The sequence below is a fragment of the Chryseobacterium sp. Marseille-Q8038 genome (assembly GCF_965111995.1).
Genome location: NZ_CBCOPN010000002.1, coordinates 1,255,922 through 1,280,927, shown reverse-complemented (window position 1 = coordinate 1,280,927; position 25,006 = coordinate 1,255,922). Strand labels below are relative to the sequence as shown.

The window sequence follows — 25,006 nt, the reverse complement described above, 5'->3', positions numbered from 1 at the left end:
TCAGAGAAGATTGATAAAGCCGTTGACAGACTATGTTAATGGCTTTTTTTATTAAATCCTATTGTAAAGAAGATATTTCTCTCCTTATTATTTCTCATTAAATTTTTAACTTTGGCAACTTGAAAACTAATATAATAACCTGAAACATCATTTTAAAATTGAGTCTTATGTATAAAATTCTATCTATTTTAGGGCTTTTCATCACTTTGAATGCCTTTGCCCAGGAAAACCTGCTGGATACATCGTATGGTTTAAGCAGTGGATCTACGGATTTTGCATTTTATAATGGCAGTCAAATGTCCGGAGGATTGCAGATACAATCCACAACCCAACTTCCGGATGGAAAAGTTTTAGCCGTAGGCAGTAACTTTATTGCCCGTTTTACCGCCAATGGAGTATTAGATACTTCTTTTTCCAATGGGGCTGGATATAAACTTTTCTCTCAAGGGAACTATGGTAAGATAAAACCTGCCGGAGACGGTAATTATATTATCATGGATGGTGGGTATGGGGCTGTTCAGAAAATAGATGAAAATGGAAATTTTGTAAATGGCTTTACTCCTTTTAATCAGTCCGCATCCTATGCTGATATAGATATTGATCAGAATGGCAAAATTTATCTTCTGAAATATACTACTTCCAATGCCGGCTCAGATTTTAGCCTTGTACGTTTTTTACCAAACGGAACTCCGGATACTTCTTTTGGAAACGGAGGAACGCTTGCTTTAGGTCTTGCTTATAAATACAGGAGAGTTATTGTAAAAAATAACAATGAAATATTTATAGCAGGTCAGAAAATCGTTGCGGTGAGCGATCAGAGAATCGTTATTACAAAACTTCAGCCTGACGGAAACCTTGATCCTTCTTTTGGCAATGCAGGAACTTTCCAGTATTCCTATGGTCAGAATATAGACGGGAGTGCTCACCTTATGTTTCTGGATAATGGGAAAATCTTAGGATTTACTTCCGGGAGTATTTGTAATGGGAATAATTGTTTTGGGCTTGTTACGTATCGTTTGAATGCAGATGGAACTTTAGATACTACATTTAAAAATACAGGAATAAGTGTTACTCCTGTTCAGTCTGATTCAACCCCGATGAAGGTGGCGCGCCTTGCAGACAATACATTTATGGTTTCAGGAACAGGCTGGTACAATACCTATGCTTTGAAGATAGATGAAAATGGCGATCTGGATAATTCCTTCGGGCTAAACGGTAAAATTATTACGCCGCAAATGCTGAACAAGAATGTATACAATAAAGGATTCGAATTGTATGGGAACTCCATTGTATTATTTGGAATCTACTCTATCTGGTATGGATCACAAACCAAATATGTAGGGACAGCCCGTAAATATTTTTTTAATACAAGCAGTCTGAAAACTTCAGAAGTACCGTTGCATAGCGTGAAGCTCTACCCAAATCCGGTTAAGGATTTTCTACATATTACTTCCGGTGAAAAAATAATGAGCTATGACATCTATGATACAAATGGGCGAATTGTATTACATCTGGAACCTAATCAATTACAGGATAAAATTAATGTAAGCAATCTGTCGTTGGGTATTTATTTTATTGATATTCAGATGGTAAAAGAAAGAGTGGTGTCAAAATTTATAAAAAATTAATTAAGAAATAATTCTATATCTTAATAAAAGTCTTCTTCAAGGAAGGCTTTTTTTGTATGTTTGTTACATCAAGCAATTAATCAATTATTACATTTCAAATTAAATATGGATTTCGAAGACTTTATCATTTCACCAAGAAATTTCAAAACAGAAAGCTGGCAGATAGGGAGTCGGATTACTAAGGATATTAAAGAAGACAGTATTGTTCTTTTATTTGTATCAGACTACAGAGGTGCCGGCGGCGATGCAGAAGTACAGGATTTTACGGCAGTAAGAAAAGAATTTTATAAGCTTTCCCAGATGGACTTCGAAATTCCTGTTGTAGATCTTGGGGATTTGGTTTCCGGGAAATCCGTGCAGGATACTCACTATATCTTGCAGGAAGTGCTGTCCGCATGTCATTATAAAAGAGCTATTCCAGTGATTATTGGAGGTTCCAATGACTTTGCTTTTTCATTATTTTCAGCATTGAATTTTCACAAGAAAAGCATCAATTATACCCAGATCAGTAATATTATTTCTCTTCAGCAGGGAGAAACAATCAATGAACATACTTTTTTAAGTAAGATTTTTGGAGCGAAGAATTTTTCCATTAAAAATTATCATCATCTGGGGTATCAGAAACATTTAAATGAAATGGATTCTGTAAGACTCATCAAAGAAGTAGAGTTTGATATTATCCGACTGGCTGAAATGATGAATTCCACAGAAAAAACAGAACCTTTCTTCAGAAAAGCAGATCTTGTTACCGTAAATTGTGATGCTGTTGAAAGTTTTAGTGAACCTTTTTCAATGAATCCACAGGTAAATGGTTTGAACAGAAGAGAAATCTGTGCCTATATGAAAGAAATCGGTTTGAGTGAAAACCTTACATCTGTAGGAATTTTTAATTATAATATTTACTCGGAAAACCAATTGAATCATCAGCTTTTAGCACAGATGCTGTGGTATTTGATCGAAGGAATCAATATCCAGCATACCCATCCGAAAGAAAGACATTATGAGCTGTTCTATGTTTTGATAGATGACAGACAATATGCATTCAGACGGGATACTTTCAGTAATTTATGGTATTTTGGTGAGGATGAAAATATAGAAAACTGCATTCCATGTTCCAGAAAAGATTTTGACGAAGCTAAAAAAGGCTGGCTGAATGCAAGACTGACGAAAATTTAATGTATGACAAATGTTCCCTCAAGAGTATCCATTATTGTTCCCGTTTATAATGTTGAAAATTATCTGACACAATGCCTTGATTCTCTGGTGAAGCAGAGTCTCTCTGATATTGAGATTATTGTAGTGAACGATGGAAGTAAGGATAACTCTGAAAAAATAATTAAAGAATTCGCACACCAATATCCTGAAAAAATAAAAGCTTTTACCAAAGAAAACGGAGGTTTAAGCGATGCCCGTAATTTTGGGATTGACAGAGCAGCCGGTGATTACGTCGGTTTTGTAGACAGTGATGATTATGTCACCGAAACCATGTTCGAGGAAATGTTTCTTTTAGCCGAAAAGCATCAGGCTAAAATGGTCATCTGTAATATCCAGAAAGTGGATGAAAACGGAAAGGTTATTCAAAAACTGACCCAGCTTCCCAATATGCCGGAGAAGATAACCCTTGAAGATAGCTTTTCCGTATTTTCGGATATCAGCTACTTTGCCTGCAATAAATTATTCAAAAAAGAACTTTTTAATCAGAGAAGATTTAAAAAAGGAGTTCATTTTGAAGATATTCAGCTTATTCCACAGCTTTTGCTGGAATGTGAAACCATTGCGCAGACTCAGAACTTCCATTATCAGTACCTCGAACGTACCGATTCTATTACAAAAACCCACACAGAAAAAGGACTTGATATCCTAAAAGCGGTGTCTGATGTAGAGAAAGTATTCAGAGAATCCCCCTATTCCCATAAAAATAAAGAATTGAAAAATTTTCAGATTTTTGAAGGAATTTACTCATTTTTGGCCTATCTGGCATATGTCAAAAAAGAAGAATTATTCTATAGTATGTCTGATCAGTTAGTCCTTTTTATGAAGGAAAGACAAATAAAAATTCAAGATATATTGAAGTATAGTCGTTTTGGTAAGAATTATCTTTTATCTTTGCCTTTGAAGAAAAAGATTTTTTATCTGTTATTTTTTGCCGGACAGAAAAGATTGATAAGAAAATTGATTTAGTAAACACAAATGTAAGTACTATTGTTTCGGTCAATAGAAAATGATAATGAAGTTCTTATACGTTCTGTTATGGTTTTTTATTTAGGAGATACAAGTGCTGAATAAGAAGAAAATGAAAAATTTTGAATTGTTCTTAAGCGGATCGGGAATACCTATTTTCTATATAAAAATAGGACTGGGTTTCGTGTTCTCCTTTTTAATTACTTTTTTTTCTATTCCTACCATTGTCAAGATTTCTAGAAGAAAGAATCTGATGGATGAGCCTGGAATAAGAAGCTCTCACCTTAGAGAAATTCCCAACCTGGGAGGAATTGCCATCTTTTATTCTATAGGAATCTGTGCCTCAATTTTTGCCTATGAATTATTTGATCTCTATAAATTCTTATTTGCCTCACTGATTATCCTGCTTTATGTAGGAGTAATGGATGATATTGTTGTCATGAGAGCCTATAAAAAACTTGTTGCACAAATTGTGGTGTCTTCATTGGTGGTTATTGGCTCAGATATTAGAATCAGAAGCTTATTTGGAATATTTGGCGTATATGAGCTGGAGTATTTTGTAAGCGTGATCTTCAGTATTGTAACGTTTATTATTCTGATTAATGCATTCAACCTGATTGATGGAATAGATGGCTTGGCAGGAGGATATTCTGTTATCTGCAGTGCTTTATTCGGAATCAGCTATTACCGTTTAGGAGAATATAATTATCCGCTGGTTGTGCTATCCATTATTATTATTGGAACAGTACTGGCATTTTTATATTACAATTTATCAAATTACCGGAACCGTAAAATATTTATGGGTGATACAGGTTCTATGCTGCTGGGCTTTTTATTAGCTTTTACCTCCATTTGTTTTATAGATATTTTTATCGATAAAAAACTGATAGATGTTCCAAGATATCACCTTCAGTCTGCTCCTGTAGTTGCTGTAGCCATTCTGATTCTTCCCATTGTAGATACATTAAATGTGATTGTGGTAAGGCTTTATAACAAAAAATCACCCTTTGATGCTGATAAAAACCATATCCATCATAAACTGCTAAAATTGAATCTTACCCATAGAAGATCTACTTTTTATATTATTCTTTTCTATTTAATGATTGTAGGAGTAGCTTATTATTTAAGACACATTGATATCAATCTTTTATTACTGGTGATTGTTTCACTGGGTTTTTTTGGTGCTTATTTACCAGATTTGCTATATCGATTAAGAAATAACAAAAATTAACAATTAAATATTACTTTTGTAAACAATATTATATATATGATGAAAAACTTTAAATATTTATTTTTAATATTCCCTCTTTTAGTTACCTCATGTATTACAACAAAGGATGTCAGATATCTGCAGCCCAGTGAGAGTCTCGTAATTAATGAAGAAGGGCTTGTTCCCTACAACATCCCTGTGTACAGGATTACCAAAAATGATATCCTTAACCTTAATATTGTGACCACTCCAAAAGGAGATGCCGCGCAGTTTTATTCATCTTACAATTCCTCCGGGGGAATTGGAACTGGAGCTGGAACTGCAATAAGTCCTGCCATGTCAGGTGGTGGTTCTGGAGGAGGAACAATTGGTTCTAATTCTGGTGCCAGCAGAGGAGGAAATATGAATTTCTATTTTAATGGACTGAAAGTTGACTCCAATGGGGATGTCAATGTCTTTGGAATTGGATATGTAAAAGCAGAAGGAAGAACATTAGAAGATATCAGGAAAGAAATTCAGGATAAAGTAAATGAAAATTTCCAGGAAGGTAAATCTGAGGTACGACTGAATACGGATGGGATTACTTATTATATTCTTGGTGACGTAGAAACTACGGGTCTTTCAGGAGAGAAAGTTGCCCATAAAAATACCCTTACCATTACTGAGGCTTTAGCCATTAATGGCGGACTGAATAGAACGATCGACAAGAAAGAGATCGTGATCCACAGAAAACTTCCCGAAGGAATCAAAATTGCTAAAATAGATCTTACCCGCGAAGATCTTATGAATTCTCCCTTCTATTATGTACAGAACGGAGATGAAATCTACCTGAACACAAGAGCAAAAAGCTTGAATGGATTCGGAAAAGATCCTATCCAGACTTTAACTACAGGAGTTTCGGTAATTACAACGGCATTGTCTATTTATTTACTTCTTAAAAATCTTTAGTCATGATTCCAGAAAGAGTAACCGCTGCAGAGAAGAATAATTCTCAGAAAGAAAAGTATGGATCGTTTGCGTTATTTGATTTAGAGCACTTTTTAAGAAGAATCCTTAAAAACTGGTACTGGTTTGTATTTATGTTTTTGATCGGATATGCTCTTGCATGGGGATACAGTAAATACTATGCACAAAATATTTATGCATCAGATTTATCATTAAGTACTTCCAGTAAGGGATCTGAGTTTTTACCAACACAGTCTAATCAGTCTATCAACTTCATCTGGGGAGATACTGGAAATCAGGATGGACTTTATCTGAAGAAAATGCTTTTATCCAGATCACACAACGAATTTTTGGTGAAAGAACTGGATCTTTTTGTTAATTATTCTACTAAGGGACTGATAAAATCCACTTACCTTGATAAAGATGATTCACCGGTCTTTCTTCAGATTGATAAAAAACATCTTCAACAGATTAATTATCCTATTACGCTGATACCCAAAGGAGATGGAGCATATCAAGTGGTTTTACCTGAAGAAGGAGAATCTACAAACCTGTATAGCTATGAGGTAGAAGGCTTTCAGAGTATCAATCCATACAGCAGACCCGCTGATAAAATCATTAAAATCAATGAGTGGTACAATTCTCCTAACCTGAGATTCAGACTTCTTAAAAATCCTGTTCCTGCTAAAATCCAGTTAGATAATATCATTGTAAACCTGAACTCTGTCAATGAGAGTGTTAATGAAATTGTTTCCACTACAGGCGTTGATTTTGATAAAGAAATCAGATCCATTATGATTATTACCAAAAAAGGATATAATCTTAACGGGACGGTTAATTTCCTCAATAAATCTGTTGCAGAACTACAAAAAAAGAGATTAGCAGACAAAAATATTATTAATAAGAATACAGATATCTTTTTAAAAGACAATCTGGATAATATCCGTAAAAAACTTGATTCAAGTGCGAACGTGCTGAATTATTTAAAAACTTCGGAAAAGCTTTATAACATTAAAGACCGTGATGAAAAATCTCTGGAGAAAATAAAAGATTTAGAAGCTAAAAAAGCCGATATCATAAGTAAAATCAACTCTCTAAACAATATCAAAAACACCCTGCAGTCTCAAAATTTTGATAAAATGATTGGGACCAATGCAGCAGGTTTTGAAGATGGATTGTTTTCAGCAACGGTTTCTGAACTTAAAGCTCTGTATACCAAAAAAGCAGAAATGGCTTCTATTTATAAACCGTCATCAGAGCCGATGAGAGAAATCAACAGGCTTATTGATGAGGCAAGAATGGGATCATCCAACAGCTTAAGAGGATATTATAACAGATATTATGATGAAATCAATAAAATTGATCGTGATATTTCAGGAGCCAACTCAGATTTAGCTTCTTATCCTGAAAAAGAAAGAAAGTATCTGGACGCAGAGAGAGGATATAATATGATTGAGGCCACTTACAATAGTCTTTTGGGAAGACAGAGTGATACTAAGATGAGAATGGCAACCAATCAATCTGATATTACAGTGATTGACCCTGCTAAAAATCTGGGGCAAAGAGCTATAGGACCTAATGTAAAGTTAGCAAAGACTGCCATTATCTCTGGATTAATGCTGCTTCCATTACTGTTTATTTTTGTAGGTGAAGTATTGGATAGTAAAATAAGAAATATCAAAGAACTCTTAGGTGCTACGAAAATTCCACTGCTTGGGGTAATAGGAAATAACAGCAATGAAAATATGCTTACCGTTCTCGAGCAGCCGAAATCATCTGTATCAGAGGCTTTCAGGGGAATAAGAGCCAATATGAGATTCTTGATGGAAAATGAAAGTGAAAAAGGTAAAGTTATTTTGATTACATCATCCATTGGAGGAGAAGGAAAAACTTATATTTCTATCAATCTGGCATCTGTAATAGGATTAAGTGACAAAAAAACAATCTTATTAGGCATGGACCTTAGAAAGCCAAAAATCTTTGGAGACTTTAAAATTGATAACAAATACGGTATTTCAAACTACCTTACAGGAGAAGTAAGTATTGACCAGATTATTAATAAAACCAAGATTCCTAATCTTGATGTTGCTACTTCAGGTCCTATCCCGCCAAACCCTTCTGAACTTTTAATGAGCCAGAGAAATATCAGGTTTATAGAAGAACTTAAAGAAAAATACGATTTCATTATTATAGATTCACCACCTGTAGGTCTTGTGGCTGATTCATATGAACTCATGAAGCATTCTGATGCTAATCTCTATGTAGTACGTCATGAATACACAGAAAAGTATATGCTGAAAATGATTACTGAAAAGTATCATAATGATGAAGTTAATAATTTAGGGCTTGTTTATAATGACTATAATACAAAACAAGGTTACGGATATGGCTACGGTTATGGCTACGGATATGGCTATGGTTATGGTTATTTTGATGAAGATAAAAATTATAAAGAGCCGTTACTGATAAGGATCAGAAATAAAGTACAGGTATTATTCAACAAAAAATAAAGCATTAAACCCTCATTTAATGGGGGTTTTTTCATATTTAGAGTATTTTCATTCTATGAAAAAAAGAATATTTTTGCCACTTTGCCGTTTACTTTATAACAAATTATGTTTTTTTGTTTATTTTTAACTAAACATTAAGATTATCATTAATATAAAAATGTTTTATATTTGCAAAAATTAAATTTTAAAATAACCATAAATCCATATTCTTTTATGAATAAAAAATTATTGTTTAGCTTCCTTGCCTTCCTTGGAGTGGTAAGTGTTAAAGCACAAAGAAACGAATTGGGAGTTCGTCTAGGTATGAGTAACCTAGTGGGAGATGTAGGAAGGACAAATTATATTTTACAGAAGCCGTTGGATTTAAGCAGAGCGTCAGATTGGGGCATCCCATTTTATGGTGGTTTATTATACAGATTTAATTTTAACCCGCATCAGACTGTTAGATTGGATTTAGGATATAACCAGATTCAGTTTAGTGATAAAGCGGCGAAAGAAGATTATAGAAGAAATAGAAACTCATACGGAAAAAATAATGTGTATGAGGCGAGTTTAATGTTTGAGTATAACTTTTTCCCAGTAAATAATGAGCAGATCAGCATGCTGAGCCCTTACATCTTCGGAGGTGTAGGTGCTTTGATGTTTGACGCTCCTAAAGCAACCCTTGTGAATGATTTCAGAAGAGATGCGGATGGTGTAGCACAGGCTCCAATCAATGAATTGGATTTCACAACTACAACAGACTATTCATTAGGGAAAAAAGTAACAATGCATATTCCTTTTGGGGTTGGTTTGAAGTATAAATTCAACCATTCATGGGCTATATTTGCAGAAGCTACATTCAGATATACATTGACGGATCAGTTGGATTATAGTAAGATCCTTTCCAAAGATGTAAAAACTTCTTTTAATGCTGATATTTTGGACCCTGCTACAGGTGGTTCATTATTACAGTCAGGAAATTACTATGCAGTTTCTAAAGAAAGAGAAGCAGAGTTTATTAAAAAGAGAAATATTGGAGATGACAGATCCAACGACTGGATAAATACTTTCAGTTTAGGACTGACATATTCGTTCGGAAGACCTCCATGTTATTGTGAATAATATGTCGTTGATAAAAGAAAAAATAAATTCTGAGAATTTACCAAAACACGTAGCCATCATTATGGATGGTAATGGAAGATGGGCAAAATCTCGTGGCGAAGAAAGAACCTTCGGTCACAAAAATGCCATTAATGCAGTAAGAAATGCCATTAATGCATGTAATGAGATTGATATCCCTTATTTAACACTGTATACATTCTCTTCAGAAAATTGGAATCGCCCAAGTGAAGAAGTGAATACCCTTATGAATCTGTTGGTAGAGACCCTGCTTCTGGAAGCAGAAGAGATCTTCAGCAAAGGATTAAGAATGCATGTTATAGGGAATCTTGAAAAACTGCCTACATTAGTGAAAGAGCAGTTGGAACGTGTGGTAGAACTTACAAAAGAAAACACAAAAGGAAACCTTGTATTGGCTATAAGCTATGGCTCACAAAATGAAATACTGGAAGCCGTAAAAAGTATAAGTTCTGATGTAAAAGAAGGAAAAGTAGAGATAGAAAATATTAACGAAAGTCTATTTGAAAACTATCTTTATACAAAAGATTTTCCTCCTGTAGATTTACTGATCAGAACCAGCGGCGAAATAAGGATAAGCAACTTCCTGCTTTGGCAGATTGCTTATGCAGAATTGCAGTTTTTAAATGTTCTGTGGCCGGATTTCACCAAAGACATTTTCTTCCAATGTATTGTTGATTATCAAAACAAAGAAAGAAGATATGGTTTAACCGGTGAGCAGGTAAATGGCCAATAAAATTTTAAGAAAAGAAAGACTCGATAAAATGAAGTTTAGACTATTACCCATCATTATGTTTGCTGCTTCTGCACATTTTTATGGACAAGTAACTCCACAAGACAGCACAAAAGTAAATAATGCTGTACATGCAGAAAATGAGGCAGGAACTTATACACTTAAAGACATCGTTGTAGATGGGGTAAAAAAATATACACCAGCTCAGATCTTAAGATTTACGGGCCTTACAAAAGGAGAGAGTGTAGACATTCCGGGACAGAAAATCAGCAACGCTGTAAAAAAACTTTGGGATACCCAATCTTTTTCTGAAGTGGAAGTTTATGTTCAAAGCATTGAAGGACAGACGATCGTTCTGAAATTTTACCTGCAGGATCTGAAAGAACTTGGAGAAGTGAAATTTGCAGGAAAAGGAATCGGTAAATCTAAAAGTGAGAAACTGGCAAAGGATAACAACCTTAAACCAGGAACTAAGATCACTCAGAACTTGGTTTCAAGCCTTAAAACCAATGTCCCTAAAGACTACATTAAAAAAGGTTTTGCTGATGCTAAAATCACGATTCAGGATAAAGTAAATGCAGGAGATCCTGCTTTAGTAGACTGGACAATCAATGTAGATAAGGGTAAAAGAATTAAAATCGACCATATTGAATTTGAAGGAAATGAAAATGTAACCGACAGAAAGCTTAGAAATAATGCTTTCAAAGAAACGAAACAAAAACGTTTTGGGATCGGTGGTATTTTAAAATCCTCAAAATTCATTGAAGATAAATATCAGGAAGATAAACAAAGCCTTATCAGTTATTACAACTCCCTTGGATATAGAGATGCTAAAATCGTTTCAGATTCTGTATGGAGAAACAAAAGAAATAACTACGAAATCAACGTAAAACTTAACGAGGGTAAAAAATATTATATCGGGGACGTTACGTTCACGGGAAATACGGTATACGCTACAGAATATTTACAAAGATTATTAGGATATAAAAAAGGTGATATTTACGATGCTGTAGGATTCAACAAAAAAGTTGGTGAAGACGGAGGAAAAGAAGATGATTCAGATATCAAATCTGTTTACATGAACAATGGTTATCTTTTCTCCAATGTAACACCTGTTGAAAAATCAGTATCAGGAGATGCCGTAAACCTTGAAGTTAGAATTAACGAAGGAGAACAGGCTACCTGGAATAAAGTAACATGGCAGGGGAACACTACAACCCATGACCACGTGATTCTTAGAGCTTTAAGAACGAAGCCGGGAGAGCTATTCAAGAAAACGGAAATTAAAAGAACCTATTTCGATTTAGCAGGGATGTCATTCTTTGACCCTCAGCAGATCGGTCAGGATATTCAGCCAAATCAGGTGGATAATACCGTAGATATCAACTGGAAACTTGTAGAAAAAGGATCTTCTCAGGTCCAGTTACAGGCAGGTTACGGTGGTAACAGCTTTATCGGTACTTTAGGATTGACATTTAATAACTTCTCATTAAAGAACTTCCTTAAGTTTAAAGACTTCAAACCTGTGCCTCAGGGAGACGGACAAACGTTCTCTATTCAGGTTCAGGCAGGACAGTACTTCCAGAACTATGGAGTATCATTTACAGAACCTTGGTTATTTGGTACAAGACCAACAGCTCTTTCTGTAAGTTTGAACAACTCCAGAGTAAGATATACAGATCAGTACGGAGCTGCTCAGAAATTGAACATCTTCTCCGCTTCAGTAGGATTAAACAGACTATTGAACTGGCCGGATGATTATTTCTCACTTTACACAGGATTACAGTTCCAGAAGTATGACTTCAATAACTACCCATTCCAGTTTGGAGATACTACAGAAACGAATGGTACTGCCAATAACTTCAGTGTCAACCTGGGATTGAGCAGAAACTCTGCAGGTATTGACCCGATTTTCCCAACAATGGGATCCAATATTGAGCTTTCAGCAAAACTGACTCCTCCATACTCATTGTTTAAGAAGAAAGATTACTCCACCATGTCAGCTATTGACAAATATAAGTGGATGGAATTCTATAAAATCAAGTTTAAAGCAGATGTTTACAATGAGATCATTGGAAAATTGGTCTTGAGATCTTCCGCAGAAATGGGATTCATGGATGGATATAACAGCCAATTAGGTGCTCCGCCATTTGAAAGATTCTACATGGGAGGTACAGGTCTTTTCGGAGGTAGATATGACGGTAGAGAATTAATCCCTTTAAGAGGTTATGAAAATGCAAGTACAGAAGGAGGACAGGCAGATGATATTACGCAGAAAGGTGGAGGTACAATCTATAACAGATTTACTTTAGAATTAAGATACCCAATCTCTATGAGCCAGACTGCAAAAATCTACGCTTTGACATTCGCAGAAGGTGGTAATGTATGGAATTCATGGAGTTCTTACAGCCCATTCCAGCTGAAAAGATCAGTCGGAGTCGGGGTAAGAGTGTATATGGGAGCATTTGGATTGATCGGATTCGACTTTGCACTTGGTCTTGATAAGACAATTTCAGGTGATAAGTCTGGATGGAGAAACCACTTCTTGATGAACCAAACATTATAATTACAAATATGAAGCACTTTAAAATAATTTTCACATTCGCATTCCTTTTGCTTTTTGGGTTAAACAACGCCCAGAAAATCGGAGTAGTGGATACGGATGAAATTTTGAATAAATTACCTCAGTATAAAGAAGCTGAAGCAAGATTAAACTCTCAGATCGATACCTGGGAATCCGAACTTCAAAATCTTCAGACTGAATATGAAAGAAAAAAGGCTGCTTTTGAAAGTGAAAAAGTTTTATTGATAGGTGACCAGCTTAAACTTAGAGAAAAAGAAGTTACAGACCTTGATAAAAATATTAAAACGACAACAAGCTTACGTTTTGGAGCTAATGGTGAGATCACAAAACTGAGAACAAATCTGGTTCAGCCTTTTCAGGATCAGATCTGGGGAGCTATCAAAACAATGTCCGAAAAAAATGGCTTGGGCATAGTTCTTGATAAAAGCAATAACATTAGTGTTATTTTCCTTCAGTCAAAATATGATTACACAGAAAAAGTATTGTCTATCCTGTTAAAAGGAACAGATAAGAAGAAAAAAACAAATAGCAAAGGAAAAAAATAATAAGAAAATTAACTTTTGCTATATTTTAAAATCTAAAAACAAATTAAATTATTTATTTACCAGTTATGAAAAAATTAAGTGTATTATTTGCAGCAGTAATGATGGTTGTATCTGTAGGTATGGCAAAAGCTCAAAAAATTGCTACTTTAGATGTAATGGGAGTTCTTAACGCTATGCCGGAGAAAAAGAAAGCAGATGCTGATCTTAAAACATTCTTAGATACTAAACAAGCTGAGATTAAGAAAAAAGCTGACGCAGCTCAAACTAAATATCAGCAATATCAAACTGAAGCTCCTAAGAAAACAGCTGACGAAAACACAGCAAGAGAAGCAGAAATGAAAAAATTAGCTGAAGAAATCCAGCAAATGCAGGACAAAGCTCAAAAAGATCTACAAGCTAAGCAAGATGTAGCTTTCGGTCCTATTGAGAAAAAGCTAAATGATGCAGTAGAAAAAGTAGCTAAAGCTAATGGATATGACTATATTATGGATGCAAACTCAACAGCATTCCTTTATAAAGCAGGACCAGACGCAACTGCAGCTGTGAAGAAAGAATTAGGAATTCAATAATTTCAGCAAATTAACAAAGATTTATAAAACTAACCACCTCTTTTAGAGGTGGTTTTTTTATTTTTGCGGAATGGAAAAAGAAGTATCAACTACGGTCAAAGTTAGGTTTAGTGACTGTGATCCGATCGGACATCTGAATAATGTAAAATATCTTGATTATATGTTCAATGCTAGAGAAGATCATGTAGAAACATTTTATGGGTTTACCTATGAAGAATATACCAAGAAAACCGGCTGTACCTGGATTGCTATTCAAAATGAAATAGCCTATTTAAAAGAAGTAAGGTATAATACACAGGTAGTCATCAGCAGTAAAACCATCGATGTACAGGATAGAACAGCAAAAGTTGAAATTCTGATGAAAAGTCTGGATGAAAAGACAATTCATGCTGTACTTTGGGTGACCGTTATCTATTTTAATGTTAAAACAAGAAAATCTGAAGTTCATCCTCAGGATATCAAAGAGATTTTTGATAAGTTTTATGTAGATCTTATCCAAAAAGACTTCCAGTCTAGAGTGAAGTTCTTAAGATCTCAGAATGCCAAAAATTCTTAACCCCATTTCTTATTGAAGGTTCCAACTTAAAAATTAATAATAAACAAATGAAAAAAATAGCAGTAATAGGTAGTAACGGACAATTAGGAAACTGCATAAAAAAAATAGCTCCTGACTTTGAACACCAATATGAATTCTTATTTACAGATTCATCCATTTTAGATGTTACCAATGAAGAGCAGGTGAATGATTTCTTTTATGATAACAAACCTGATTATTGCATCAACGCTTCTGCATACACAGCCGTTGACCTGGCAGAAAAGGAAAAGGAAAAAGCTTTTGCGGTAAATGCTGATGGAGTAGCTCACCTTGCTCAGGCATGTACAGATTATAAATCTGTTCTTATCCACGTTTCTACAGACTATGTTTTTGATGGTACTACAAATCTTCCGTACTCTGAAGATGATTTTACTAATCCGATAGGAGTATATGGAGCATCAAAGAGAGAAGGAGAGGAGCGTGCTCTGGAAATCAATCCAAAAACAATCATCCTGAGAACTTCATGGCTGTACTCTGAGTTTAATAAAAACTTTGTGAAAACAATGTTGAATCTTTTCTCTCAAAAAGAAGAGTTGGGAATCGTTGCTGATCAGTTTGGACAGCCAACCAATGCAAACGATTTGGCAGAAGCAATTATGGAGATCATCGAAACTCCACAAAAGACCTATGGAATTTTCCACTTCTCAAACTATCCGGAGACAACCTGGTTTGAATTTGCCAAAAAAATTGCTGAATTTTCAAAATCATCAGTAAAATTAAATCCGTTGACAACCGAGCAGTATCCAACACCTGCCAAAAGACCTGTGAGAAGTACCATGTCTTTGGATAAAATAGAAGAAGTCTACAAAATAGAACCCAAACATTGGGAAAATAGCCTTGAAGAATGTGTTGATATACTTTCAAACCCATAATATATATATGAAAAATATTGCAATACTCTTTTCCTTATTATGTATCCAGCTGTGGAGTGCACAAAATGTCTATATGACGAAAGTCGAAAAAACAAATGACAACTCAGATAAATTCTTCTATAGGAAAGAATCCGCCGGAGATGCTGTTTATTTAGGAGAAGTAGAAGTACAGGGCTTTTCAAAAGATGATGCAGCTGTCTTTTCCTTAGTATATAAAAAAGCAAAAGAGATTGGTGCCAATACATTTGAATTAAAACCCTTTGAAAATGTAGATGGTACCCCTCAGGCATTCAATGCTGCCAATTATAAAATTGCGTTATATTATACGCCTAAAGAAAAACTGGTAACTAAGCATGGAGAGATGTATATATTTGCTTCCTCTGAAAAAGATCAGAAAATAAGTATCAATCGTAAAGATTACACCATTTCTCCCAGATCATTTTTAAAATTAAAATTTATGCCGGGAGAAATCTATACCATCTCAACCAAGAAACTTTTAGGATCTACAGTAAAAGTTCAGCCAAAAGTCAATGATGATGATATTTATTTTCAGGTTTCCTCTTTAAAAGTGAAGCCGGATAACTCAGGAGTAGGAGGTTTAAACCTTAAATCCGGAGATATCATTGGTCTGGAGAAGTCTTATGCAGAATTTTTGAGCGTGATCTATAAAGAAAGTAAGCCTTAAATATCACTTATAATAACAATCTCGCTGGTTTTACTTTATATGAAATTAAATTGAGTGGATTTTGTTTGAAATTTTTCTCACTTTGTATCAGTGGCTTATGTTCAAATATTACGAGGATATGACATTTATGTTAAATAAAGTTGTTTGCGTTGCAATAAGTTGTTATCTTTGCCCCACTGAAAAACGAGAGTAGCTCAGTAGCGCAGAAGAGCTTTTAGATAAGCAGAGACAATATGATACTTCAAAAAGAGACAAACAAAAAACTTTAATTTTTTTATTAAAAAGAGTTGCGGGTTTTAAAAAGAGTTTGTATCTTTGCAGTCCCAATTAGAGGGAGCGCAGGAGTAGATTGATTGAGGGTTTAGAGAGATTAAGGTTACTTAAAAAACTTTAAAATTTTCTTTTAAAACATTTGGTCATTAAGAAATAAAGTTTTACTTTTGCACTCGCAAATACGGAGCGACACTGACAGAGAGATTGCTTCGTTGAAAAGCGAAAGATATAAAGATCATTGACATACAATATAACAACCAAGTAAGGAAAAACTAAAGCGTTAAAAAACTTTGAGTGAGTCAGACAAACATACAATGGAGAGTTTGATCCTGGCTCAGGATGAACGCTAGCGGGAGGCCTAACACATGCAAGCCGAGCGGTATAGATCTTTCGGGATCTAGAGAGCGGCGTACGGGTGCGGAACACGTGTGCAACCTGCCTTTATCTGGGGGATAGCCTTTCGAAAGGAAGATTAATACCCCATAATATTTTGAATGGCATCATTTAAAATTGAAAACTCCGGTGGATAGAGATGGGCACGCGCAAGATTAGATAGTTGGTGAGGTAACGGCTCACCAAGTCTGCGATCTTTAGGGGGCCTGAGAGGGTGATCCCCCACACTGGTACTGAGACACGGACCAGACTCCTACGGGAGGCAGCAGTGAGGAATATTGGACAATGGGTGAGAGCCTGATCCAGCCATCCCGCGTGAAGGACGACGGCCCTATGGGTTGTAAACTTCTTTTGTATAGGGATAAACCTTTCCACGTGTGGGAAGCTGAAGGTACTATACGAATAAGCACCGGCTAACTCCGTGCCAGCAGCCGCGGTAATACGGAGGGTGCAAGCGTTATCCGGATTTATTGGGTTTAAAGGGTCCGTAGGCGGATCTGTAAGTCAGTGGTGAAATCTCACAGCTTAACTGTGAAACTGCCATTGATACTGCAGGTCTTGAGTGTTATTGAAGTAGCTGGAATAAGTAGTGTAGCGGTGAAATGCATAGATATTACTTAGAACACCAATTGCGAAGGCAGGTTACTAAGCAACAACTGACGCTGATGGACGAAAGCGTGGGGAGCGAACAGGATTAGATACCCTGGTAGTCCACGCCGTAAACGATGCTAACTCGTTTTTGGAGCGCAAGCTTCAGAGACTAAGCGAAAGTGATAAGTTAGCCACCTGGGGAGTACGTTCGCAAGAATGAAACTCAAAGGAATTGACGGGGGCCCGCACAAGCGGTGGATTATGTGGTTTAATTCGATGATACGCGAGGAACCTTACCAAGGCTTAAATGGGAAATGACAGGTTTAGAAATAGACTTTTCTTCGGACATTTTTCAAGGTGCTGCATGGTTGTCGTCAGCTCGTGCCGTGAGGTGTTAGGTTAAGTCCTGCAACGAGCGCAACCCCTGTCACTAGTTGCCATCATTAAGTTGGGGACTCTAGTGAGACTGCCTACGCAAGTAGAGAGGAAGGTGGGGATGACGTCAAATCATCACGGCCCTTACGCCTTGGGCCACACACGTAATACAATGGCCAGTACAGAGGGCAGCTACACAGCGATGTGATGCAAATCTCGAAAGCTGGTCTCAGTTCGGATTGGAGTCTGCAACTCGACTCTATGAAGCTGGAATCGCTAGTAATCGCGCATCAGCCATGGCGCGGTGAATACGTTCCCGGGCCTTGTACACACCGCCCGTCAAGCCATGGAAGTCTGGGGTACCTGAAGTCGGTGACCGTAATAGGAGCTGCCTAGGGTAAAACAGGTAACTAGGGCTAAGTCGTAACAAGGTAGCCGTACCGGAAGGTGCGGCTGGAACATCTCATTTTAGAGCGTCTTAGGACGATAAACAAAATTAGTATCGCAAGATACAGCACTTACTTAAAGTTCAAGCTTTAGTTTTTTGTTTGGTTGCTATATAAAAATACAAAACCCACTAGAAATTAGTAAAGGGATAGAGAGATTTTAGATTATAAATTATAGATTTTAGATTTAAGAATCATTTAAAATTTTCAATTTAAAATTTAAAATTAATAATGAAGTCTCGTAGCTCAGCTGGTTAGAGCGCTACACTGATAATGTAGAGGTCGGCAGTTCGAGCCTGCCCGAGACTACTAATTGAAGGGATTATAGATTATAAATTATAGATTTTAGATTATAACGCATGTTTGATTTAAAATTTATAATCTAGAATTTACAATTTCTACTAGAGGGGAATTAGCTCAGCTGGCTAGAGCGCCTGCCTTGCACGCAGGAGGTCAAGGGTTCGACTCCCTTATTCTCCACAGTTTTGGAAGCTTAATTTAAAAGTTACGGATAGAGCCAAAAACAATATCTGTTCATTAAGCAGACAAGAAGACATTAAGATCATTGACATTAACGGTAAAGACATCACAAAGAGATAACCGAGCACTTTCGAGTGCCGAGTTTATAAAAATATCGATAGACGAGAGTTTATCAAAAAATACTGAACTAATTTAAATATTAGGAAAGAAATCGTTAAGGGCGTATGGCGGATGCCTAGGCTTTCAGAGGCGACGAAGGACGTGGTAAGCTGCGAAAAGCTGCGGGGATTGGCACACACGAATTGATCCGCAGATGTCCGAATGGGGCAACCCGGCTGGTTGAAGACCAGTCACCTCTTAGGAGGAGCAAACCCGGAGAACTGAAACATCTAAGTACCCGGAGGAAAAGAAATCGAAGAGATTCCGTAAGTAGTGGCGAGCGAAAGCGGATTAGCCCAAAAGTCTTTATATGTTTAGAGGAATGTTCTGGAAAGAACAATCATAGAAGGTGATAATCCTGTACTCGAAAGGCATATTTGGATGATAAATGAGTAGGGCGGGACACGTGAAATCCTGTCTGAATATGGGGGGACCATCCTCCAAGGCTAAATACTCCTGAAAGACCGATAGTGAACAAGTACTGTGAAGGAAAGGTGAAAAGCACTTCGAATAGAAGGGTGAAATAGAACCTGAAACCGTACGCCTACAAGCGGTCGGAGCACCTATATGGTGTGACGGCGTGCCTTTTGCATAATGAGCCTACGAGTTAATTTTACTAGCGAGGTTAAGGTATTAAGTACCGGAGCCGGAGCGAAAGCGAGTCTGAATAGGGCGTATAGTTAGTAGGATTAGACGCGAAACCTTGTGATCTACCCATGGGCAGGTTGAAGCTCTGGTAACACAGAGTGGAGGACCGAACCGGTTGACGTTGAAAAGTCTTCGGATGACCTGTGGGTAGGGGTGAAAGGCCAATCAAACTGGGAGATAGCTCGTACTCTCCGAAATGCATTTAGGTGCAGCGTCGTATATAAGTTTATTAGAGGTAGAGCTACTGATTGGATGCGGGGGTTTCATCGCCTACCAATTCCTGACAAACTCCGAATGCTAATAAATGTTCTACGGCAGTGAGGGCATGGGTGCTAAGGTCCATGTCCGAGAGGGAAAGAACCCAGACCAACAGCTAAGGTCCCAAAATATATGTTAAGTTGAAGCAACGCGGTTGGACTGCATTGACAGCTAGGATGTTGGCTTGGAAGCAGCCATTCATTTAAAGAGTGCGTAACAGCTCACTAGTCGAGCGGTCCGGCATGGATAATAATCGGGCATAAACATATTACCGAAGCTATGGATTTGTATTTTAGATACATCTGGTAGGAGAGCATTCTATTTGCGCCGAAGCAGTACTGTGAGGTATTGTAGGCATAAGTAACGATAAAGCGGGCGAGAAACCCGCTCACCGAAAGACTAAGGTTTCCTCAGCCATGCTAATCAGCTGAGGGTTAGTCGGGACCTAACGCGAACCCGAAAGGGGTAGTGGATGGACAATGGGTTAATATTCCCATACTTGCTCACACTAAAAAGGGGACGGAGTGCCGTACTTACTGGAGACTGACGGAATAGTCAAGGCCTAGCCTTCGGGCGAAGCTGCTGTAGGGAAAGTGCTTCCAAGAAAAGCCGAAGTGAAGCAACCCGTACCAAAACCGACACAGGTAGTCGAGGAGAGAATCCTAAGGTGCTAGAGTGAATCATGGTTAAGGAACTAGGCAAAATAGTCTCGTAACTTCGGGAGAAGAGACGCCATCAGCAATGGTGGCCGCAGTAAAGAGCCCAGGCGACTGTTTATCAAAAACACAGGACTCTGCAAAATCGAAAGATGCAGTATAGGGTCTGACACCTGCCCGGTGCTGGGGTGAAGATGCCGATTACCCGCAATGGGACGAAAAGACCCTGTGAACCTTTACTATAACTTCGTATTGACTTTGAGTAAGTAATGTGTAGGATAGGTGGGAGGCTTTGAAGCAGGCACGCTAGTGTTTGTGGAGCCAACGTTGAAATACCACCCTTTACTTACTTGGAGCCTAACTTCTTTTAGAAGGACATTGCGTGGTGGGTAGTTTGACTGGGGTGGTCGCCTCCAAAAGAGTAACGGAGGCTTTCAAAGGTACCCTCAGCACGCTTGGTAACCGTGCGTAGAGTGTAATGGCATAAGGGTGCTTGACTGTGAGACCTACAAGTCGATCAGGTGCGAAAGCAGGACATAGTGATCCGGTGGTTCCGTATGGAAGGGCCATCGCTCATAGGATAAAAGGTACTCCGGGGATAACAGGCTAGTCTCCCCCAAGAGCTCACATCGACGGGGAGGTTCGGCACCTCGATGTCGGCTCGTCACATCCTGGGGCTGGAGAAGGTCCCAAGGGTTGGGCTGTTCGCCCATTAAAGTGGCACGCGAGCTGGGTTCAGAACGTCGTGAGACAGTTCGGTCTCTATCTATTGCGGGCGTTAGATGTTTGAGAGGGCTTGATTCTAGTACGAGAGGACCGAATTGAACAAACCTCTGGTGTATCAGTTGTACCGCCAGGTGCACTGCTGAGTAGCTACGTTTGGAAGAGATAAGCACTGAAAGCATATAAGTGCGAAACTCGCCTCAAGATGAGACATCTTTTAAGGGTCGTTGGAGATGACGACGTTGATAGGCTATAGGTGTAAAGACAGTAATGTCATAGCCAAGTAGTACTAATTACCCGTAGATTTATAGCCTGATATGGCGCACGGAAGTGCAGCAAGGTTACCTCTTTGTGAAAGTTTTTATCGCTTAAAACAGATATCAGAGATTAGATCTCAGATCTCAGACAAATTCGTCTGACATCTGCTGTCTTACATCTGACATCTTATATACAACCTTTAGGGTGGTTTTAGCGGTGGGGCTCACCTGTTCCCATTCCGAACACAGAAGTTAAGCCCACCAGCGCCGATGGTACTGCTAACGCGGGAGAGTAGGCCGCCGCCAGTTTTTATTTTATTTTTAAAAATCCTTTATCTGATGATAAAGGATTTTTTTGTTATATACTATACCCATAGCTACCTGCTTGCCGTACAAATACCTTCACCCCAACACAATTGTCATCCGTAGGAGTCTAAACAATACATATTCTATTTTATCCCTTTTTTCAGTTACCAGATACTAATTATGGCTAACCAAATTTTGAATTTTACTTAATCGTTTAAGTATCATAAGCTTTAGAAAGATTAGATTGCTTTTACTAGTGTATTTAGCATAAATAATTAATGATTGTATATTAATTTAATAATAATTACGTTTATTTGTTAAAATATCCTGTGATATTATTAAATATATACCAAATCTAATTTTTATGAAAAAAACCATTTTTAAGGTTGGGCTGCTCCAATCCTTATTCTGTTTCTATGGATTGTATGCACAAAGTGATTCAACTAAAACGTCAAAGATTGACGAAGTAGTTGTAACAGCTTATGGTGTAAAAAAAGAAAAAAAAGCGCTTGGATATTCTTTCCAGGATGTAAAAGGCCAAACCCTTGTTGATGCCAAAGAAAATAACATGACCAATGCATTGGTAGGAAAGGTTGCCGGATTACAAGTAATTAAAGGAAGTTTTGGACCTGGTTCTTCTTCTAAAATTAATCTACGGGGGTTTAATTCTTTTACTGGGGATAATCAGCCTCTTATTGTGGTGGATGGAGTTCCGCTAAGTAATAGCCTGGGATCAAAGGTTAGACAGAATGGAAAAGACTTTAATAATGATTTCTGGAATCCGGATCTTGATATGGGAAATGGTTTAAGTGATATTAACCCGGATGATATTGAAAGTCTTTCTGTTTTAAAAGGTGGTGCAGCTTCTGCCCTTTACGGTTCCAGAGGTGGAAATGGTGTTATTTTGATTACAACAAAAACCGGTAAAAGAAAAGGTGGATTAGGAATTACCTATTCTACAAGCTTAGGTTTCGAAAATATTTTTATGAAACCTGATTTGCAACATAGTTTTGCACAAGGTAGTAATGGTTTATCCAATCCTGTTGGAGTTGACAATACTACTTCTTGGGGACCATCTTTTGAGGGATCTAATATGACGGTTTATGATAACTTAAAAAACTTTTTTAAGACAGGAACAAATTCACAGCATACACTGAGCTTTCAGGAGAACTTAGGCGAAGGGTCAAGCTTGTACACTTCTGCTAATTATTTAAATAGTAACAGCCAGATTCCTAATTCAAAATACGAAAGGTTCAACTTTATGGCTAAAATGAATTCTAATTTTGGAGCTAATAAAAGATGGACGAGTGAGGTGAAAGCCCAGTATATGAGTATTAAGGGAACAAACAGACCTTCCGGAGGGCAAGGCGATGGAAATTACTATCCGAAAATACTTTTAATGCCTCAAAATATTGATGTAAGAGACTATCGTGATGGGCAGATGCAAAATGAGGTTACTTCGCGCTGGATCACTTCAAATGGAATTAACCCTTATTGGACCGCCTATAATGCATTGAATGCCGATAAAAAAGATAGGTTTTTATTGAATGGTTATCTCAAATATCAATTTAATAATTGGCTGAGCGCAGATGTAAGGTTAGGAACGGATTTCTATTCTTTAAATACGGATGCAAGGGTTTGGACAGGATCTTCACGTAATAATTCTTATACTACCGGTCAGGAAAAGTTTTATGAGAATAATTATATCATAAGCCTTAATGCTAAAAAAGACAATATTATTGGCAAATGGGGCGGATCGCTTTCTGTGTATGGACAGATGATGGAAAGCAGGGATAAAGCTTTATATTTTACTACACAAAATCTCATTCTTGCTAACGTTTTCAGCACTTCTAATACAAGTGATCTTGCTTCTGTTACAACAACTGAAGTTGATATGTGGAAAAAAATTAATTCAGTCTTTGCTGCTGCTGAAATTAATTATGACGGATATTGGTTTCTGAATGCTACCGCAAGAAATGACTGGTCCTCTACGTTGAATATTAATAACAGATCTTATTTTTATTCCTCTGTGAGTACCTCATTAGTTTTAACAGATATGCTGAAGAAATTAAATGGGACGAGTTCGAATGTTTTAACATTTGCTAAGCTTCGTGCAGCCTATGCCGTTGTAGGGAACTCTTTACCTCCTCAAAGCTTGTACAACACATATATTGCTTCCACTGATCCAAACGGACATATTGTACTTGCAAGAAATAAAATACTTTTTAATTCAAATTTACATGCAGAAAAACTTAAAACTTTTGAAGTCGGTGCAGATATGAAGTTTTTTGACAGAGTGTCTCTGGATGTAAGTTATTTCAATAATAATGCAACTGATCAGCTTATAGCTATTCCGATAAATCCACTTTCCGGATATGAAAGAATGATGATTAATTCAGGTGGACTGCACAATAAAGGATTTGAATTCGTATTGAATACAGATATTTTTAAGAAGGAAAATTTTGCGTGGAATGTAAATGCTAATTTATCAACTTTAAAAAGTAACATCGATAAAATTGATGGGAATATCTCAAAATATCCTTTAGCAGGTTTTGATAACGTTGCCTTCTTCGCTGAAGTGGGAAAACCTTATGGGGCAATTTATGGAACGAAATTCCTGAGAGTAGAAGATACCGGCAGCGCTCATTACGGAAAATTGATTGTGGATCAAAACGGATTGCCGCAGGCTACTCCTGATCAATATTATCTTGGAGATCAGACTCCGAGGGCTTTGTTTGGTTTTACCAACAGCTTTGTATATAAAAATATCGGGCTTTCATTTTTAATTGACGGAAGAATCGGAGGGAAATTTTTCTCTGCAACACAAGCGGCGTTACAAGCGAATGGACTTGCTGCGGACACTGCACCTGGAGGAAAACGAGATAATATGATTTTGGATGCAGTAGTGCAGGGAAGCGGCGGTTATACAGCAAATACCAAAGAGATCACTCAACAGGATTATTGGGGAGCTGTAACAGCTGGAAACTTAGGAATTACAGAACAAAATATTTATGATGCTACCAATATTCGTTTAAGAAATATTCAGCTGACGTATAATTTCCCTAAAAGTATTTTCCAAAAATTGGCCCTGCAAAGTGCTAAAGTTGCTTTTACGGCCAATAATGTATGGATGATCTACAGTAAAGCAAAAGGAATTGATCCGGAATCTGTATTCGCCATTAATTCTAATGCTACAGGATTTGAGAACCTTGCTTTTCCTACTTCAAGATCTTATTTATTTACAATCACTTTAGGCTTTTAATTA

15 protein-coding genes, 2 tRNA genes and 3 rRNA genes are annotated in these 25,006 nt (G+C 37.1%); all 20 read left to right on the top strand.

The features are described from left to right. Positions 1-167 precede the first annotated feature (167 nt). The 20 genes from ACWPWS_RS19785 to ACWPWS_RS19690 all read left to right on the top strand — a co-directional run bounded on the left by ACWPWS_RS19785 (position 168) and on the right by ACWPWS_RS19690 (position 25,003). Positions 168-1,628, top strand: a complete 1,461-nt coding sequence (locus tag ACWPWS_RS19785) for a T9SS type A sorting domain-containing protein (protein ID WP_454047654.1) — start codon at positions 168-170, stop codon at positions 1,626-1,628. 105 nt (positions 1,629-1,733) lie between these two features. Next, entirely contained in the window at positions 1,734-2,804 is a 1,071-nt protein-coding gene (locus ACWPWS_RS19780; protein ID WP_454047653.1) for a formimidoylglutamase, read from the top strand. Between the two features lie 3 nt (positions 2,805-2,807). Then, positions 2,808-3,809: a glycosyltransferase family 2 protein gene (locus tag ACWPWS_RS19775; RefSeq protein WP_454047652.1), complete on the top strand. Its 1,002-nt coding sequence runs from the start codon at positions 2,808-2,810 to the stop codon at positions 3,807-3,809. Positions 3,810-3,921: 112 nt separating this feature from the next. Further along, positions 3,922-5,040 carry a glycosyltransferase family 4 protein gene (locus ACWPWS_RS19770; protein ID WP_209786797.1) on the top strand — a complete coding sequence of 373 codons (1,119 nt, stop codon included), beginning with the start codon at positions 3,922-3,924 and terminating at the stop codon, positions 5,038-5,040. Between the two features lie 36 nt (positions 5,041-5,076). Then, positions 5,077-5,967, top strand: a complete 891-nt coding sequence (locus tag ACWPWS_RS19765) for a polysaccharide biosynthesis/export family protein (RefSeq protein WP_209786798.1) — start codon at positions 5,077-5,079, stop codon at positions 5,965-5,967. Between the two features lie 2 nt (positions 5,968-5,969). After that, on the top strand, positions 5,970-8,474 hold the full coding sequence (locus ACWPWS_RS19760; RefSeq protein WP_454047651.1) for a polysaccharide biosynthesis tyrosine autokinase: 2,505 nt from the start codon (positions 5,970-5,972) through the stop codon (positions 8,472-8,474). A gap of 213 nt (positions 8,475-8,687) precedes the next feature. Beyond that, entirely contained in the window at positions 8,688-9,578 is an 891-nt protein-coding gene (porG, locus tag ACWPWS_RS19755; protein ID WP_209786800.1) for a type IX secretion system protein PorG, read from the top strand. Between the two features lies 1 nt (position 9,579). Continuing rightward, a complete protein-coding gene (locus ACWPWS_RS19750) occupies positions 9,580-10,329 on the top strand; it encodes an isoprenyl transferase (RefSeq protein ID WP_454047650.1) in 750 nt (249 codons plus the stop codon). Between the two features lie 28 nt (positions 10,330-10,357). Continuing rightward, on the top strand, positions 10,358-12,892 hold the full coding sequence (locus ACWPWS_RS19745; protein ID WP_105684225.1) for a BamA/OMP85 family outer membrane protein: 2,535 nt from the start codon (positions 10,358-10,360) through the stop codon (positions 12,890-12,892). Positions 12,893-12,900: 8 nt separating this feature from the next. Further along, entirely contained in the window at positions 12,901-13,455 is a 555-nt protein-coding gene (locus ACWPWS_RS19740; RefSeq protein ID WP_454047649.1) for an OmpH family outer membrane protein, read from the top strand. Positions 13,456-13,520: 65 nt separating this feature from the next. Beyond that, positions 13,521-14,024 carry an OmpH family outer membrane protein gene (locus ACWPWS_RS19735; protein WP_105684212.1) on the top strand — a complete coding sequence of 168 codons (504 nt, stop codon included), beginning with the start codon at positions 13,521-13,523 and terminating at the stop codon, positions 14,022-14,024. A 70-nt stretch (positions 14,025-14,094) separates the two neighbouring features. Further along, the gene (locus ACWPWS_RS19730; RefSeq protein WP_105684213.1) at positions 14,095-14,580 is read left to right on the top strand and encodes an acyl-CoA thioesterase; all 486 of its coding nucleotides are present in this window, start codon (positions 14,095-14,097) and stop codon (positions 14,578-14,580) included. 32 nt (positions 14,581-14,612) lie between these two features. After that, positions 14,613-15,491, top strand: coding sequence for a dTDP-4-dehydrorhamnose reductase (rfbD, locus tag ACWPWS_RS19725; protein ID WP_454048205.1), 879 nt, complete (start codon positions 14,613-14,615; stop codon positions 15,489-15,491). 73 nt (positions 15,492-15,564) lie between these two features. Further along, positions 15,565-16,176 (top strand): hypothetical protein, encoded by a 612-nt coding sequence (locus ACWPWS_RS19720; RefSeq protein WP_454047648.1) that lies wholly within the window; start codon positions 15,565-15,567, stop codon positions 16,174-16,176. Between the two features lie 584 nt (positions 16,177-16,760). Next, positions 16,761-18,277: ribosomal RNA gene (locus ACWPWS_RS19715) — 16S ribosomal RNA — on the top strand. Positions 18,278-18,489: 212 nt separating this feature from the next. Beyond that, positions 18,490-18,563 (top strand) — tRNA-Ile (locus ACWPWS_RS19710). A 97-nt stretch (positions 18,564-18,660) separates the two neighbouring features. Continuing rightward, positions 18,661-18,734 (top strand) — tRNA-Ala (locus tag ACWPWS_RS19705). A gap of 204 nt (positions 18,735-18,938) precedes the next feature. Beyond that, positions 18,939-21,491 (top strand): 23S ribosomal RNA (locus ACWPWS_RS19700). Between the two features lie 145 nt (positions 21,492-21,636). After that, a 5S ribosomal RNA gene (gene rrf, locus ACWPWS_RS19695) occupies positions 21,637-21,744 on the top strand. The 16S, 23S and 5S rRNA genes sit together here with 2 tRNA genes alongside, the layout of an rRNA operon. 361 nt (positions 21,745-22,105) lie before the next feature. Continuing rightward, complete coding sequence (locus ACWPWS_RS19690; protein WP_454047647.1) at positions 22,106-25,003, top strand: SusC/RagA family TonB-linked outer membrane protein; 2,898 nt, start codon at positions 22,106-22,108, stop codon at positions 25,001-25,003. Positions 25,004-25,006 lie beyond the last annotated feature (3 nt).